The sequence below is a fragment of the Rhodococcus sp. MEB041 genome (assembly GCF_030208955.1).
Lineage (GTDB): Bacteria > Actinomycetota > Actinomycetes > Mycobacteriales > Mycobacteriaceae > Rhodococcoides.
In genome coordinates, this window is the sequence record NZ_JARVSZ010000003.1 from 163204 (window position 1) to 177882 (window position 14679).

Genomic DNA, 14679 nt, shown 5'->3' on the forward strand with positions numbered 1-14679 from the left:
CCTCTTCCGGGGTGGTCGGGTACGTCCGAATTCAGCGTACGTGTGTCGGCGGGGCAGCGGCGGAGCCCGACGTGCCGGCCGTTGCCCGGAACCAGTGCAGGATCTCCTCGCTCGCAGCACCGCCGGACCGTTCGGTGACCACCAGCCCGGGGGCGTCCCACTGCAGCAGTTCCAGTTCACCGTGCCGCGGACGGATGGCGGCGGTCGCGGCACGAAGCATCTCCGCGTCGAGGGCGCCGTCCCCGGCGGCGAGCACCGGGGCGTCGGCCTCCAGCGTTCCCGCGTCCACGCACCGTCGGCGCACCTCGGCGACGGCGTGCGACTTGCACACCGCGTCGGGCATCGCATAGACCTTGCGGCCCTGCCGGGACACGCCCCAGCCGCGCTCGGTGCACCAGTGTGCGAACTCGTCGACGAAATCCTCGGGCATCGTCTCCACGTTCACGACGAGGTAGCAGAACAGATCGTCCGCCGTCCGCTGCGTGAGCACCCACGAGTCGTCGCCCCGCCGTGTCATCTCCGCGGTCACCTCCGCGAGCGGCACCGCGGATCCGGCGACGGCGTCCTCGACGGCGCGGCGCCAGTCGAGATCCGGCTCACCGTCGACGAGGATGGTGGCCCCGTTGGTCGTGATCGCGTGCCGCCAGGGTGCTCCCGGCAGGGCGATGCGTCGGAACTGCTCGACGGTGCGCGTCGTGGTCGGCACCACCACCACCTCGGACGCGAGGCTGGTGAGCAGGTCCGCGGCGCGTGTGGTCATGTACGACAGCGGAGCACCCTCGTAGTACTCGACGCAGCGCACGTCATCGTGCTCTCCGTCCGTGCGACCCTCCGCCAAGGCGGCGGCGCTGTAGATCATCGTGCGGTCGAGATCCGTCGCGACCAGCGTGGTCCTCGCCTCGGTCACGAGACGTCCCGGACGAGACCCATGCAGGAGTAGGCGAGATCGGGAACGACGTCCACGGGCACTCCCCTCGCCTCGGCGAGCATCCGGATGTGGCGGTGCTCGGGCGCCTGCGCGTCGCGCACGAGAACGCGCCACGGGACCCGGCGGAGCAGCACGCGGGTGGTCTCTCCCACTCCGGGTTTGACGAAGTTGACCGTGCTGATGCCGTACTCCTCCCGTACTCGCTCGACCGAGGCCCAGCCACTCCACGTCGGAGTCCGGTCGGCGGACCGCACCGTCGACAGTCCCTCTGCCACGGCGTCCGCGACGTCGTCGAATCTGGCGGACACGCTGTCCAGCAACAGGTTCGAGACGTCCACCGCGGCGAGGTCGGCGTAGAACTTGGCGCCGTGGAACTCACCGGGCCCGATGAGCGTGTCGTTGAGCACGGTGCGGGAGATCAGGCCCGACACCGTCGAGTTGAGGCATGCCGACGCGATGAGGAAGTCGTCGCGGGTGCCGTAGGTGGTCACACAGTGCCCGGGGTCCGCCAGTACCGCGAGCCGGTCGTCGAAGCGCGGACCTCCCGCCCGGTGCACCGCGTCGAGGGCGGCGGTCAACTCCCGAGTGATGGCGCCCTTGCCGGTCCACCCGTCCACGAAGACGACGTCGGCCGGGTCGTGGTGACGGGCGAGATGATCCAGTGCGGCCGAGTCGATTCCGCGATCGCGCACGATGGACACGGCGTAGTGCGGCCACGTCAGACCGCGCACGTCCCGCGCCCAGCGGCGCATCAGGATGCCGATGGGGGTGCCGGCGCGGGCGAGAGAGGCGAGCACCAGGTTCTCACCGCGCTCGGCGATCACCAGATCGGTGACGATGCCGACCGCGGTGGCGAGGCGCGTCGCGCTCTCCTCCAGGACGGTGGCGAACAGGTCGCGGTAGGCGGCATCGGGTTGATACTCGACGGGCAGGCTCTCGGCGTAGTGCGCTGCGCCCGATTGGATCTGCTGCTCCCGCGACGCGGTGTCCGCCTCCAGCGAGACGTGCGAGAGATCCTTCAGGAGCCAGGACACCTCGCCCGCCGCGTAGGACCCGAACGCCGGACCGTGCAGCGGTGCCGTCATCGAGACTCCGTCCGCAGCGAGTGCGGATCCGCCGCCACCACGGCGACGGTGACGTCGATACCGGTGCGGGTGAGGGCGTCCACGAGACCGTCCGGACCCGTCAACGCCTCGGTGTCCGCGGGCGGATCCACGACGAGAAGAACGGGGCTCGGCGCCTCCTCGTCCGGTACCCGAGCGTTGTAGAGATGACGTCGGCCACCGGCCGCGGGTTCCGGTGCGACGAACGAGAAGCCGCGCCGCAGCGGGTAACCCGGCTCGTCGAGCACATGAGCGGGTGAGCGGGTGGTGGTCTGGAACAGGGTCGGCGTTCCGCGGTCCGACAGTGCGCGGGCGATGCGGAGCGGGAGGTACATCAGTTCCTCGTGCCCGATCACGACGGTGGTGCCCGAGCCGAGGTGCGGTCGCAGCAGATCGGCCGACTCCTCGACCGCGGCGTCGAAGGCGGCGACGTCCTCGGCCCGAAAACCGTGGCGACCGCCGTCGGGCACTCCGGCCGGCCAGGGCACGTCGACCCTGGTGACGGTCCCTCGGTGGGGAGCATCCACCGGTGCAGACGCAGCGGGTAGCGCTTCCACGACGGCGATGATGTCGTCGGGCAGATGCACGGTGCCCGTCGCGAGCGACACCGAGTCGATGACCACCCCGAGTTCCGCAGCGACGCGGTCGGTCTCGCGGCGCTGATCCGCCGAGCGCATGTCGACGAGCGAGGCGATCACGTAGCGCGCCCGCGGCGCGAGTGCGTGCACCGCGCGAATGGCACCGAGGGCCGTCGTTCCCGTGGAGATCTCGTCGTCGACCAGGACCATCGGGAGGTAAGAGGGCAGGTCGCGCTCCGGATCGGTGGGTAGGAGGCGATGATCCGTCGCGTGCGAGTGGCCCTCCTCGAACTCACCGTGCACGGCGAATCCCTCGACGGGTCGACGGGTCGAGTGGATGTAGGACCGTGCGCCGAGGCGCGTCGCCACGCAGTGACCGAGTCCCGTCGCGGTCTCGGCGAATCCGAGTACCACCACGCCGTCGTCGTGCCCGGCGAGCACGTCGGCGCACAGGGAGCCCAGGAGCTCACCTGCTCGGATCACCTCGGCCGGGTCCTGCGGGATGTGTTTGCCCAGAACGGTCGACACCAGCAGGTGTGCCCGGCGCGGGTTGCGCCGCAGCCCCGGCTGCACCAGGTCGCCCACCCGCCGGCCCACCGACGAGGTGCCGTGCTCGAGGACGAGCCCCAGTTCCGCTGTCGCCCAGGGCAGTCGACGGCCCATCGCGCGGCTCATCGTGCAGTGCCGGTCGTGGACGCGGGACGCCTGGCCAGTGCCTGCATCACGTCGACGAACGACACACCCTCGGCGGTGACGCCGAAGACGGCGGCCCGGCGCAGCGTCTGCTCGGCCCACGGCCGGTGCGGACCGAGTTCGTTCATCTTGTTGCCGTAGCCGGAGGCGAGGACGCCGCCTCCGCCGGAGGACGACGCGATGGCCTGTGCATCCTGATACTCCTCGTGGGTGACCACCGACAGCGAGTGCACGGCGGCGACGTGGGACGGGTGGATGACGGTCTTGCCGTGCAGCCCGTTGGCACGGTCGAGCGCGACCTCACGGAGCAGACCGTCGATGTCGCGGCTGACCAGCTGCTGGCGGAAGCGGACGGCGTCGTGCTCGGCGAAGGGCGTGGCTCGCAGCATCGGGCGGAACAGCCGCTCGTGGTCGGCGAAGTACTCCCAGACCGGGCCGGTGACGACGAAACCCGTTCCGTCACTGCGCCCGAGGTGGTTGACGATGGCGCCGATGGTGTCCGCGACCACCCGCACGTCGTAGATCGTCAGGTCGCGGTCGCGTCGGATCCCGAAGGCGCCGCTCATGTCGGTGGCACCGACTCGCACCGCCAGGACGCTGTCGCGGTATCGGTCGAGCACGTCACGTGCACCGGCCAACTCGTCGTCACGGGTCTCCCGGTAGACCATCTCGCGGGACTCCATCACGGGCATGACCACCAGGTGTCTGCCCGCTGCGGCCGACCGAGCGGCCACCTCCTCGAGAAACTTCTCGCCGCTCTCCGGCCGGAACTTGGGAAGAACGAAGCCGTGCAGGACGTCGATGCCGGTGGTGAGACGGTCGCAGACGTGGTGCATGTCCTCCGCCGTGCGGACGCGGACGAAGACGGCGGCCTCGGGCGGATCGACGGCGAGTGCGTCCAGCGCGGCGACCACGTGTCCGCGCGCCGCTTCGAGGTCGGCGTCGGCAACGGCGTCCTCGAGATCGAGCACGACGGACCGGGAGCCCTCGGCCGCGCGCTTGCGTACCGTCTCCACCAGGTTTGCCCTGGTGGCCGGGACGTAGAGCGTGGCGCCCAGGGCGAGCGCCCGCGTCGTGAGGTCGCTCTCCGCGGTCACGGCGACGGGCGGGCGGTGGAACAGGTACTCGAGTGTGGCGGGTTCCAGGTGAGAGAAGTGCTGCACTGCAACCCCTTTCGTATCAGGTCCGACTCTGTCGGCCGCGGATGCGGTCGACCACACCGGAGATGAAGTCCTCGACGGAATCGAGTTCGCGCAGGTACGCCCAGTAGTCGGGCCGGCCCGTTCCGAGTGCCGCGGCGGCCCTCTCGATCCGTGCGAGCTGAGCATCCAACACCGAGCCCCATTCGGCAACCAGTCCCCGGTCGACGGCCAGCAGCTGCGCGTCGCGCAGCCGGAACCGGACGCGCCGATCCACGGCCCCGGGGTCGTCCCGCACCTCGCGCAGGCGTGCCAGGCGTCCGGTGACGGCCTCGATGTCCGCCTCCGCGTCGGCCAGATGCTGCCGTGCGGCGGTGATCCGGTCGAGTGCCTCCTCCGGGTCGCCTCGGTCGCGTGCGGTCGCCGCGTCGTCGATGTCGCGGGCCGCCTCGACCATGTGGGTCTCGCAGTTCTCCCGAGCTCGGGAGAGATCGTCCGAGCTGGCGGCCACGAACTCGCGCAGCAGGGCGGAGTAGGCGGGCGCGATGTACTCGGCCTTGGTGCCGACCGCCTGGAGCCGGGTGCGGACCGATGCCAGGGCGGTGGACGCCGATCCGGCGCGGCCGGGTGCCTCGGCGAGTGCCCTCCGGAGATCGTCCGCGGCGGAGCGCACCTGCGCTGCGCGGCCGGTGACCGCGGTGCCGCTGCCACCGGATTCCGCCGCCGCGAGACCGTCCAGTGCACGGTGTACCGCGGCGACGGCGTCACGCACGGAGCGATAGGAGTGGTGCGGTTCCGATCCGGTGACGGTCGCCAGCACCGAGGTCGCCGCGGTGCGTGCGTCGTTCGCCAATCGCGGGACCGCGGCGTACTCGAGCGTCGCGTGCTCGAGCCGGGCCCGATGCGCCTCGTAGAACTGGTCGACCGCGGCGCTGGCGGCGGAGAGATGGGCGATGGCGGTGGCGAAGGCGTCGTACGCCTCCTCGCTCGCGTCGGACTCGGGGCGCTCCGTGGCCGCCAGATACGAGGCACCCGCTGCGAAGCACTGCTCCTCCACCGGCCGCCAGCGCGCTCGCAGACTGTCGTCCGACCTGCCCAGTCGTTCCAGCGCGTCGACCCCCGCGGATGCGATCGACTGACGCTTGTCCATGTCGAGGAAGGTCCGGACCGTGTCGGCCCGGATGGCGGCGACCGCCTCGGTGCGCGCCCGGCCGCGGCTCAGGCGCCCGGGCCAGCGGTGTGTCACCCGCCCGATGGTACTGGCGGCGCCGTTCTCGGACGCGCCGGCGATCTCGAGTCGCACCGGCTCGCGGGAACGCTGGTGCGATGCCACACGTTGAGGGTATGAACGCGAGTGGACAGCACTTTCCAGCACGCGACCGGTAGCACGCAACCGAAAGGACTCGAGCCATGGGCGTCAGCCTGACCAAGGGTGGCAATGTCTCCCTCACGAAAGCCGCACCGAACCTCACGGCCGTCTCGGTGGGTCTCGGATGGGACATCCGCACGACCACCGGTACCGACTTCGACCTCGATGCCAGCGCCATCGCGCTCGGTACGGACAAGAAGGTGGTCAGCGACCAGCACTTCGTGTTCTTCAACAACCTGAAGAGCCCCGACGGGTCGATCGAACACACCGGTGACAACACCACCGGTGAGGGCGACGGCGACGACGAGGTCATCAACGTCGAGCTCTCCGCCGTGCCGCCGAACATCGACACCATCAACTTCCCGGTGTCCATCTACGAGGCCGACGCACGCTCGCAGTCGTTCGGCCAGGTCCGCAACGCCTACATCCGCGTCGTCGACAAGTCCAACGGCACCGAACTCGCCCGCTACGACCTCAGCGAGGACGCCTCGACGGAGACCGCCATGGTGTTCGGCGAGCTCTACCGCAACGGTGCGGAGTGGAAGTTCCGCGCCGTGGGCCAGGGCTACGCCTCCGGTCTGGCCGGCATCGCCCGCGACTTCGGAGTGAACGTCTGACCCCTGTGAAGGAGTAATGTCCCGCTCGACGGGGCATTCGGTCCGAGTACCGGAGAGTGTTGCGCGTCGTCCTCGTCGGACGGCGCTGCGACACTCTCCGTTGCATGTCGGGGCAACGACGCCCCGTTGCCGGAGCCCGCAGGGATCGACACCAGAGAAAGGCCACCACCCGTGGTTCTACGCATCTTCGGATGGTCGTTCGCGATCACCGCGCTCGCCATCGTGGTGGCCTTCATCTACGGGAGCTGGCAGGCCGTCGCTCTCGTCGTGATCCTCGGCATCCTCGAGGTGTCGCTGTCCTTCGACAACGCGGTCATCAACGCGACGGTCCTGCGCCGGATGAGCGAGTTCTGGCAGAAGATCTTCCTCACCATCGGCATCATCATCGCCGTCTTCGGTATGCGGCTGGTCTTCCCGCTGGTCATCGTCTGGGCCGCGTCCGGCCTGGGCCCCGTGGCGGCGCTCCGTCTCGCGCTCAACCCGCCCGCGGACGATGCCGCCTACTTCCCCGACGGCAGCCCGTCGTACGAGACGCTGATCACCGACGCGCATCCGCAGATCGCCGCGTTCGGTGGCATGTTCCTGCTCATGCTGTTCCTCGGCTTCATCTTCGAGGAGCGCGAGCACACCTGGCTCTCGTGGATCGAGAAGCCGCTGGCCAAGGCCGGCAAGCTCGACATGATGTCCGTGATCGTCGCCGGCATCCTGCTGGTTCTCGCGGCCGAGTTCATGGCGGAGGACGACAAGATCTCCACGGTCATGGTGTCCGGCGTGCTGGGCATGGTCACCTACATCGCGGTGAACGGCCTCGGCAATCTGTTCCACGTCCCCGGTGAAGACGAGGAGGAGGAGACCTCCGGCGGGCCGTCGGACCTCGCGAAGGCGACCGGCAAGGCCGGCTTCTTCCTGTTCCTCTACCTCGAGGTCCTCGACGCGTCCTTCAGCTTCGACGGCGTCATCGGCGCGTTCGCCATCACCGCCGACCCCATCATCATCGCCCTGGGCCTCGGCTTCATCGGTGCGATGTTCGTGCGGTCGCTCACGGTCTATCTGGTGCGCAAGGGCACGCTCGACGACTACGTGTACCTCGAGCACGGCGCCCACTGGGCCATCGGCGCACTGTCGATCATCCTGCTGGTCTCGATCGGCGTGCACATCAACGAGATCATCACCGGACTCGTCGGTGTGGTCCTCATCGGACTGTCGTTCCTGTCCAGCGTGCGCCGTAACCGGCGCCTCGCGGTCGAGGGGCATGCCGACGACGCCAAGGTGCACATCCAGGAGTGACGGGCGGACCTCAGAGTTCGTCGATGTCGATCAGGCCGTCCTGCAGGGCCCGCGCGACCAGGGATGCCTTGGTCGGTGCGGGCCGGCCGACGGCCGCGTACTTCTGACGGATCCGCGTCAGGTGGGTGTTCACCGTTCCGAGCGAGAGGAACATGCTGGCCGCGACGGCCGGCTTGGAATCGCAGCGGAACCAGCTGATGAGCACCTCGATCTCACGAACCGTGAGGTTGGGGCGCTGGTAGGTGGTGCTGTCGGTGTGGCCATGCGTGCGAACGGTGGCCGAGCCGTCCTGATCCGGACGGCGCCATGTCGTGGTCGTCACTGGTGTGCCCTTGTTTCTCGTGTCCCTGGCTTCGGTCGAACTGCCGGTTTCTTCAGCAGTCTCTCACCAAACAGTCGGTTTTGTCATCGTTCCCCGGAGAATGACTCGTCACGAACTCTGCCGGACGAGTGCACACATTCTGTAAAAGGCGCAGGTCGACGGACGGCTCAGCTGTCGATGCGGCTGCGCAGAACGTCCCGGGCCGCCGGCCATTCGTCGTCGGTCATCGAGAACAGCGCCGTGGTGCGCCACGTTCCGTCGACGCGGCGACGATGCTTGCGCAGCAATCCCTCGAAGTGTGCGCCGAGCTTGCCGATCGCCGCACGGGACTGCTCGTTCAGTGCGTCGGTGTGCCACTCCACCCGCACCACGCCGGCGGAGCCGAAGGCGTGCTCGAGCAGAAGGAACTTCGACTCGGGGTTGATCCTGGTTCCCTGGGCCGAGCGCGAGAGCCAGGTGTATCCGATGGCGACGCTCCGATTCGAGGCGTCGATCTGATAGTAGGACGTCGTGCCGACCGCGACGCCGGTACGCGCGTCCCGCTGCAGGAACGCCCGCCGCGCCGTGTCCGCGAGGGCGGTGTCGATGTACGCGCGGGCGGTCGTGTCGTCGGACACGACGGATCCGGTCCAGCGGAAGATCGCGGGGTCGTCCGCGGCCGCCGCGAGCTCGCCCGCGTGATCGGGCGTCAGCGGCTCGAGGTGCACGCGCTCGCCGAGCAGGGGGACGGGATCGAACGGCGTGCTCACACGGGTACCTCCGCTTCGGCGTCGGTCCGGCGGCGCGGGGACCGGGTGGGACGGGCGTCGAGAGTGCGGCGACGGGACCGTGCGAACAGGACGACGAGAACGACCAGCAGCACGGCGCGCACCCACACCCCGAACACCACGACGTTCTCCTCGGTGGTCGCGTCGCTGCCACTCGACAACGCGGCGAAGTACCGGAAGACGCCGACACCGAGTACGACGTCGGTGATCAGGTAAGCCGTCACCACGTGCCAGGGAACGTGCAACAGGACGAAGAACGGGACGAGCCACAGCGTGTACTGCGGTGAGTGCACCTTGTGGAACAGAAGGAACGCCACGAGCATCACCGCGCTGGTCTGCACCCAGGGGTAGGTGCCCTCCGCGAGACGTCGACGCCAGCCGAACCACAGCGCGGCGGCGAACGACACCAGCACCAGCAACGGCGAGAGCACCGAGACCAAGCTCTGGTACGCCTGGTCGTTGGCGGCGCTCATGTCCGGCGTCGCCGACGGCACGTCGTAGAGGATCCGCAGTCCCCAGTACCAGATCGAGTTGGTCGTGATGTCGGCCTGCCGCATGCCCTGGAAGGCGAACGACGCTCGCCATCCGTCGTAGCCGAGGATCGCGAAGGGCAGGTTGACGGCGGCCACCACGGCAGCGGCGACGGCTATCACTCCGGCCGCCCCGCGCACGTCGAGTCGGCGCGGCGACCGGCGTGCGGACACGGGGGACTCCACCCCGCCCACGCCCCCGGCCAGGACGTACGACGCGAGCGGGAGAACGAAGGCGCCCGGATAGAGCTTGAGGCAGAAGCCCACCGCCAGGAGTGCCGACGCCAGATACGCCCGACGTCGGAGCGGCATGCGGGTGGACATCACGTACACGGCGCCGACGGTCGTCGCCACCACGGGGAGTTCCCAGTTGTGGAACGCGTAGAGAACCAGCGCGGGGCCGGCCGACCAGAGCAGCGCGACGCGGCCGCCGAGGCGTCCCAGCATCCAGGCGGTCACCGCGCCGAACGGTGCGAGCAGGAGCGCCGAGTAGAGGAGGAACTGGGCGTCGGTGTGGCTCGCCAGACCGCCGACCCACATGAGGAGTCCGCTGAGCACCGGGTACTCGACGGTTCCGCCGGTGAGTGTGCCGTCGGCGGAGATACCGCCGGTCAGGTAGGGGAACAGGTGCTGATCGATGCCGCGGTCGAGCCACAGGAACTGGATGTCGGAGTAGCAGACGGACGAGTCCTTGATGCGGTCGAACGCCAGACTGCGTCCGGTCTCGTCGAAGGGTGCTCCCGCGCACCGCGCCTTGTTGACGTAGCCGAGCACCATCGTGATCACCGAGATCGCGGTGACGGCGGCCGCCGTGGCGACCCCGGCGCGGCCGGAGATCGTCGCGCGGCCGGTGGTCATGAGGACAAGAGTAGGTGTCCCGGACCTCGCGCCGTGCTGTCCGCACCGTCGATCCGCCGATTTCGTGGTGAGCCGCGGTCCAGGTACCCTGGACCGGTTGCTGACGCAACGACCCTCCTGTCACGGATCGTCCGTGACCGTTTCACAGTCCATAGGAGGTGATGAGGTCTTATGCGTCATTACGAACTGATGGTCATCCTCGACCCCAATCTCGACGAGCGCACGGTCGCCCCGTCGCTGGATACGTTCCTGAACGTCATCCGCAAGGACGGCGGCAAGGTCGACAAGGTCGACGTGTGGGGAAAGCGCCGTCTCGCCTACGAGATCGAGAAGCACGCCGAAGGCATCTACGCGGTGATCGACATCAACGCGGAGCCCGCCACGGTGTCGGAGCTCGATCGCCAGCTCGGCCTGAACGAATCGGTGCTGCGCACCAAGGTTCTGCGCCGCGGCAAGTGATCCCTCGTGTCACCGTCTCGCCCTAGGCTGACGGCAACCGAGAAGATCATGCGCTGACAAGGCACGAGAAAGAGGAATCATGGCAGGCGAAACCGTCATCACCGTCGTCGGGAACCTGACGGCCGATCCCGAACTCCGATTCACCCCCGCAGGTGCAGCGGTCGCGAACTTCACCGTCGCGTCCACGCCCCGCACGTTCGATCGTCAGTCCAACGAATGGAAGGACGGCGACGCACTCTTCATGCGCTGCAACATCTGGCGCGAGGCTGCGGAGAACGTCGCGGAGTCGCTCACCCGCGGTGCGCGAGTCGTCGTGACGGGCCGGTTGCGGCAGCGTTCCTACGAGACGCGTGAAGGCGAGAAGCGCACTGTCGTCGAACTCGAGGTCGACGAGGTCGGTCCCTCCCTGCGGTACGCGACGGCCAAGGTCAACAAGGTCAGTCGTGGCAGCGGCGGAGGCGGCGGCAACAGCGGCGGCGGGTTCGGTGGTTCCTCCGGTGGATCGGGTGGCTCGTCGAGCCGTTCGTCCGGTGGCAGCTCGGGCGGTGACGATCCGTGGGGCAGTGCCCCGCAGGCATCGGGATCGTTCGGTGGCTCCCGTGGCGGCAGCGACGACGAACCGCCGTTCTGATCCGGTACGCACCACACATGCAGTGAATCAAGATTCGGAGATTGTCCATGCCTAAACCGCCGTTGCGCGACAAGGTGATCAAGAAGAAGGTCTGTGCCTTCTGCAAGGAAAAGAACACGTCCATCGACTACAAGGACACGACGTTGCTGCGTAAGTACGTCAGCGACCGCGGCAAGATCCGCGCTCGTCGTGTCACCGGCAACTGCGTCCAGCACCAGCGGGACATCGCCATCGCAGTCAAGAACTCGCGTGAGGTAGCACTGCTGCCCTACGCCGCGACTGCGCGATAAGGGGAAAGGTAACCATGAAGCTCATCCTCACCGCTGATGTCGACAACCTCGGCGCACCCGGAGACACCGTCGAGGTCAAGGACGGCTACGGACGTAACTTCCTGCTGCCCCGTGGACTGGCCATTGCGGCCACCCGCGGAGCACAGAAGCAGGTCGAGGGCATCCGTCGTGCCCAGGAAGCTCGCGCCGTGCGCGGGCTGGACCATGCCAACGAGCTCAAGCAGGCCATCGAGGGCCTGACGTCCGTGATGCTGTCGGTGCGAACCGGCGGCTCGGGCAAGCTTTTCGGTGCGGTCACCGCAGCCGACGTCGCCGCTGCCGTCAAGAGCGCCGGTGGCCCGGTGCTCGACAAGCGCAGCATCGAACTGCCGAAGTCGCACGTGAAGTCCACCGGAACGCACCGCATCACCGTGGCGCTGCACCCCGATGTGACGGCGTCGTTCGACCTCGAGGTCACCGCCTCGTAAGCATCACCGACACGCAATACCGAATGCCCCGGCCGATTCTCGGCCGGGGCATTCTGCGTTTGCGTTCGTTCTTTTCCTGCCTGTCTCGGCCGTCCTCCGGCGTGGGCGAGGTGGTGATTCTGTGCGCGGTGAGTGTTTCCGGGTGGGTCCACTGGCACCGTCCCCAAACCTCGGAGCAGACGCGGCCCGAGCACCGTCCGACGCCGAGGGTGCGTCGAAACCTTTACGTACTCTTCGAGATGTCTTGACCAACGATGCGCCCCGAGGAGAGACCGGGCGTTCTGCACCGACGAAACCGCACAGACCCACACCATCCGTGTCCGCCTGGAGGCTTCACCGTGACTGCACAACTCGATCGCTCGTCCCCCGCCGAACCACCCGTACCCGACCCGAGCCCCACACCGCGCGACCGGCTGGCGAGCATCGCCCGGTACGACGTGCCCGCGTCTCTCGTGGTGTTCCTGGTGGCGGTACCGCTCTCCATCGGAATCGCGGTCGCCTCCGGCGCTCCCGTCATGGCGGGCCTCATCGCGGCCGTCATCGGCGGCATCCTCGCCGGTGCGCTGGGTGGGTCCCCGCTGCAGGTGAGCGGGCCGGCCGCCGGCCTGACCGTGGTGGTGGCGGAGTTGGTGAACCAGTTCGGTTGGCGCATCACGTGTCTCATCACGGTGTTCGCCGGTGTGCTGCAGGTGGTGCTGGGTCTGAGCCGTATCGCCCGCCAGGCGCTCGCCATCTCGCCGGTGGTGGTGCACGCGATGCTGGCCGGTATCGGTATCACCATCGCGCTGCAGCAGATCCACGTGCTGCTCGGTGGGGAGAGCCGGAGTTCCGCCGTCGCCAACATCACGTCTCTGCCTTCGTCGATCCTGAACGCCGAGGCGGCGCCGGTCGCCATCGGCGGCGTGGTCGTTGCGCTGATGCTGCTGTGGCCGCGCATCACCGGCCCACTCGGTAAGGTCCCCGGCCCGCTGGTGGCCGTGGTCGCGGGAACCGGTCTCTCACTGGCCTTCTCGATGAACGTCGAACGAATCGATCTGCCCGGCAACCTGATCGAGGCCGTGGAGTTGCCGGCATTCCCGGACGGGCAGTGGGCAGCGTTCGCGACCGGTGTGCTGACCATCGCGTTGATCGCGAGCGTCGAGAGTCTGCTCTCCGCCGTCGCCATCGACAAGATGCACTCGGGCAGACGCACCAACTTCGATCGCGAACTCATGGGTCAGGGCGCCGCCAACATGGTGTCCGGTGTCGCCGGCGGACTGCCCGTCACCGGCGTCATCGTGCGCAGCGCCACCAACGTCCGATCCGGCGCCCGATCCCCCGCTTCGTCTGTGCTGCACGGTGTCTGGGTTCTAATCTTCTCGGTCCTGTTCATCGGTGTGGTCGAGCTGGTCCCCTACGCCGCACTGGCAGGTCTGCTCGTCATGATCGGTGTGCAGCTGGTCAAGCTCGCGGACATCCGCTCGGCGACGAGGACCGGCGACGTGGTGGTGTACGCGGCGACGGTCGTCGGTGTCGTCACCCTCAATCTGCTCGAGGGTGTGCTGATCGGGCTCGCCATCTCCGTCCTGCTGGTGTTGCGTCGCGTGCTGTGGGCACGGGTGCGTGCCGAGCAGCTCACCGAGGACTCCTGGCGCGTCGTGGTGGAGGGATCGCTCAGCTTCCTGTCGCTTCCTCGCCTCACGCGGGTGCTGCAGTCCGTTCCTGCCGGCCGATCCGTGACGATCGAGCTGACCGTCGACTTCCTCGACCACGCGGTGTACGACGCGCTGCACGAGTGGACGAAGCAGTACGAGGCGACGGGCGGCACCGTCGTCGTCGACGAGGTCGGCGCCGTGGACATGGCGTCGGCCACGGCCGGGCCACCGAGACGCATGCCCCACATGCTGTCCGCGCGCACGTTCATGCCGTGGTCGCAGTGGCAGACCGTCGACAGCCACTCCGGGCCGTTCACCGCCGATGCCGTCACCCCGGCGGCGCTCCGGCCGGTCCTGGCCGGTGTCGAGGAATACCATCGTCGCAGCGCGTCGTCCATGCGCCCGCACCTCGAGAAGCTGAGCGAGTTCCAGGACCCGGACACGTTCTTCCTGAGTTGTGTCGACTCGCGCGTGCTGCCGAACACGATCACCAGCGCCGGACCCGGAGACCTCTTCACCGTCCGCAACATGGGCAATCTGATCCCGGTCGGTGATCCGGACACGTCGCTCGAGGCCGCTCTGGAGTACGGCGTGAACACGCTCGCCATCAGTTCAGTCGTGGTCTGCGGCCACTCCGGCTGTGGAGCCATGCGGGGGCTGCTCGCGGACGCCCACGACGCCGACGGGGTGGTGGGTGAGTGGCTCTCGCACGGCCGGGCGAGCCTCAGTGCGTTCCGGAGTGGCCACCCCGTCGCGCGGGATGCCGCGGAGCTGGGGTTCTCCGAGATCGACCAGCTCGCCATGGTGAACGTGGCAGTACAACTGCAGACCCTGTCGCGTCACGCCGTGGTGGGCAAGGCGGTCGCCGAGGGGAGGCTCAAGGTGGTCGGACTTTTCTTCGACATTCCCACGGCGCGGGTCGTGCTCGTCGACGCGGCCTCGGTCACCGAGCTCGATCAGGAGCCTGCGCAGAACTGACCAGGGCTCCACGGGGCGCCGCGATGCAC

15 protein-coding genes are annotated in these 14679 nt (G+C 68.4%); 7 read left to right on the forward strand and 8 right to left on the reverse strand.

Annotated features, from left to right (window positions below; translation table 11 throughout):
* Positions 1–31: 31 nt before the first annotated feature.
* The 5 genes from QRN16_RS10590 to QRN16_RS10610 are packed head-to-tail and all read right to left on the reverse strand — an operon-like array spanning position 32 to position 5774.
* On the reverse strand, positions 32–859 hold the full coding sequence (locus QRN16_RS10590) for an HAD family hydrolase (protein WP_285186917.1): 828 nt from the start codon (positions 857–859) through the stop codon (positions 32–34).
* Between the two features lie 44 nt (positions 860–903).
* Positions 904–2013: a cysteine protease StiP family protein gene (locus QRN16_RS10595; protein ID WP_285186493.1), complete on the reverse strand. Its 1110-nt coding sequence runs from the start codon at positions 2011–2013 to the stop codon at positions 904–906.
* Positions 2010–3284 (reverse strand): phosphoribosyltransferase family protein, encoded by a 1275-nt coding sequence (locus QRN16_RS10600; protein WP_222646435.1) that lies wholly within the window; start codon positions 3282–3284, stop codon positions 2010–2012. The genes QRN16_RS10595 and QRN16_RS10600 overlap by 4 nt, the downstream gene beginning before the upstream one ends.
* Complete coding sequence (locus QRN16_RS10605) at positions 3281–4465, reverse strand: HpcH/HpaI aldolase/citrate lyase family protein (RefSeq protein WP_056440932.1); 1185 nt, start codon at positions 4463–4465, stop codon at positions 3281–3283. Before QRN16_RS10605 ends, QRN16_RS10600 begins: the two co-directional genes overlap by 4 nt.
* Positions 4466–4481: 16 nt before the next feature.
* Positions 4482–5774 carry a hypothetical protein gene (locus QRN16_RS10610; protein ID WP_285186496.1) on the reverse strand — a complete coding sequence of 431 codons (1293 nt, stop codon included), beginning with the start codon at positions 5772–5774 and terminating at the stop codon, positions 4482–4484.
* A gap of 77 nt (positions 5775–5851) precedes the next feature.
* On the opposite strand from QRN16_RS10610, the gene QRN16_RS10615 reads away from it, so the two are divergent.
* Both QRN16_RS10615 and QRN16_RS10620 read left to right on the forward strand, forming a co-directional pair.
* Positions 5852–6427 carry a TerD family protein gene (locus QRN16_RS10615; RefSeq protein ID WP_027506015.1) on the forward strand — a complete coding sequence of 192 codons (576 nt, stop codon included), beginning with the start codon at positions 5852–5854 and terminating at the stop codon, positions 6425–6427.
* Between the two features lie 171 nt (positions 6428–6598).
* A complete protein-coding gene (locus tag QRN16_RS10620) occupies positions 6599–7714 on the forward strand; it encodes a DUF475 domain-containing protein (protein WP_285186500.1) in 1116 nt (371 codons plus the stop codon).
* Positions 7715–7724: 10 nt separating this feature from the next.
* On the opposite strand, the gene QRN16_RS10625 is transcribed toward QRN16_RS10620, so the two are convergent.
* The 3 genes from QRN16_RS10625 to QRN16_RS10635 all read right to left on the reverse strand — a co-directional run bounded on the left by QRN16_RS10625 (position 7725) and on the right by QRN16_RS10635 (position 10191).
* Positions 7725–8036 carry a helix-turn-helix transcriptional regulator gene (locus QRN16_RS10625; RefSeq protein ID WP_081821310.1) on the reverse strand — a complete coding sequence of 104 codons (312 nt, stop codon included), beginning with the start codon at positions 8034–8036 and terminating at the stop codon, positions 7725–7727.
* 167 nt (positions 8037–8203) lie between these two features.
* Positions 8204–8785, reverse strand: coding sequence for a GNAT family N-acetyltransferase (locus tag QRN16_RS10630; RefSeq protein ID WP_285186502.1), 582 nt, complete (start codon positions 8783–8785; stop codon positions 8204–8206).
* Positions 8782–10191, reverse strand: a complete 1410-nt coding sequence (locus QRN16_RS10635) for a glycosyltransferase family protein (protein WP_056440943.1) — start codon at positions 10189–10191, stop codon at positions 8782–8784. Before QRN16_RS10635 ends, QRN16_RS10630 begins: the two co-directional genes overlap by 4 nt.
* A 171-nt stretch (positions 10192–10362) precedes the next feature.
* Here QRN16_RS10635 and rpsF point away from each other — a divergent pair, with 171 nt between their 5' ends.
* The 5 genes from rpsF to QRN16_RS10660 all read left to right on the forward strand — a co-directional run bounded on the left by rpsF (position 10363) and on the right by QRN16_RS10660 (position 14650).
* A complete protein-coding gene (gene rpsF, locus QRN16_RS10640; RefSeq protein WP_027506019.1) occupies positions 10363–10650 on the forward strand; it encodes a 30S ribosomal protein S6 in 288 nt (95 codons plus the stop codon).
* 79 nt (positions 10651–10729) lie between these two features.
* Positions 10730–11281: a single-stranded DNA-binding protein gene (locus QRN16_RS10645; RefSeq protein WP_285186505.1), complete on the forward strand. Its 552-nt coding sequence runs from the start codon at positions 10730–10732 to the stop codon at positions 11279–11281.
* 47 nt (positions 11282–11328) lie between these two features.
* Positions 11329–11571 (forward strand): 30S ribosomal protein S18, encoded by a 243-nt coding sequence (gene rpsR / locus QRN16_RS10650; RefSeq protein ID WP_027506021.1) that lies wholly within the window; start codon positions 11329–11331, stop codon positions 11569–11571.
* A gap of 14 nt (positions 11572–11585) precedes the next feature.
* Positions 11586–12038: a 50S ribosomal protein L9 gene (gene rplI, locus QRN16_RS10655; RefSeq protein WP_285186509.1), complete on the forward strand. Its 453-nt coding sequence runs from the start codon at positions 11586–11588 to the stop codon at positions 12036–12038.
* 338 nt (positions 12039–12376) lie between these two features.
* Entirely contained in the window at positions 12377–14650 is a 2274-nt protein-coding gene (locus QRN16_RS10660) for a SulP family inorganic anion transporter (protein WP_502943995.1), read from the forward strand.
* Positions 14651–14679 lie beyond the last annotated feature (29 nt).

Coding starts and splice junctions, on each gene's coding strand:
- QRN16_RS10590 (WP_285186917.1), bottom strand. CDS start 859: ATGATCTACAGCGCCGCCGCCTTGGCGGAGGGTCGCACGGACGGAGAG.
- QRN16_RS10595 (WP_285186493.1), bottom strand. CDS start 2,013: ATGACGGCACCGCTGCACGGTCCGGCGTTCGGGTCCTACGCGGCGGGC.
- QRN16_RS10600 (WP_222646435.1), bottom strand. CDS start 3,284: ATGAGCCGCGCGATGGGCCGTCGACTGCCCTGGGCGACAGCGGAACTG.
- QRN16_RS10615 (WP_027506015.1), top strand. CDS start 5,852: ATGGGCGTCAGCCTGACCAAGGGTGGCAATGTCTCCCTCACGAAAGCC.
- QRN16_RS10635 (WP_056440943.1), bottom strand. CDS start 10,191: ATGACCACCGGCCGCGCGACGATCTCCGGCCGCGCCGGGGTCGCCACG.
- rpsF (WP_027506019.1), top strand. CDS start 10,363: ATGCGTCATTACGAACTGATGGTCATCCTCGACCCCAATCTCGACGAG.
- QRN16_RS10645 (WP_285186505.1), top strand. CDS start 10,730: ATGGCAGGCGAAACCGTCATCACCGTCGTCGGGAACCTGACGGCCGAT.
- rpsR (WP_027506021.1), top strand. CDS start 11,329: ATGCCTAAACCGCCGTTGCGCGACAAGGTGATCAAGAAGAAGGTCTGT.
- rplI (WP_285186509.1), top strand. CDS start 11,586: ATGAAGCTCATCCTCACCGCTGATGTCGACAACCTCGGCGCACCCGGA.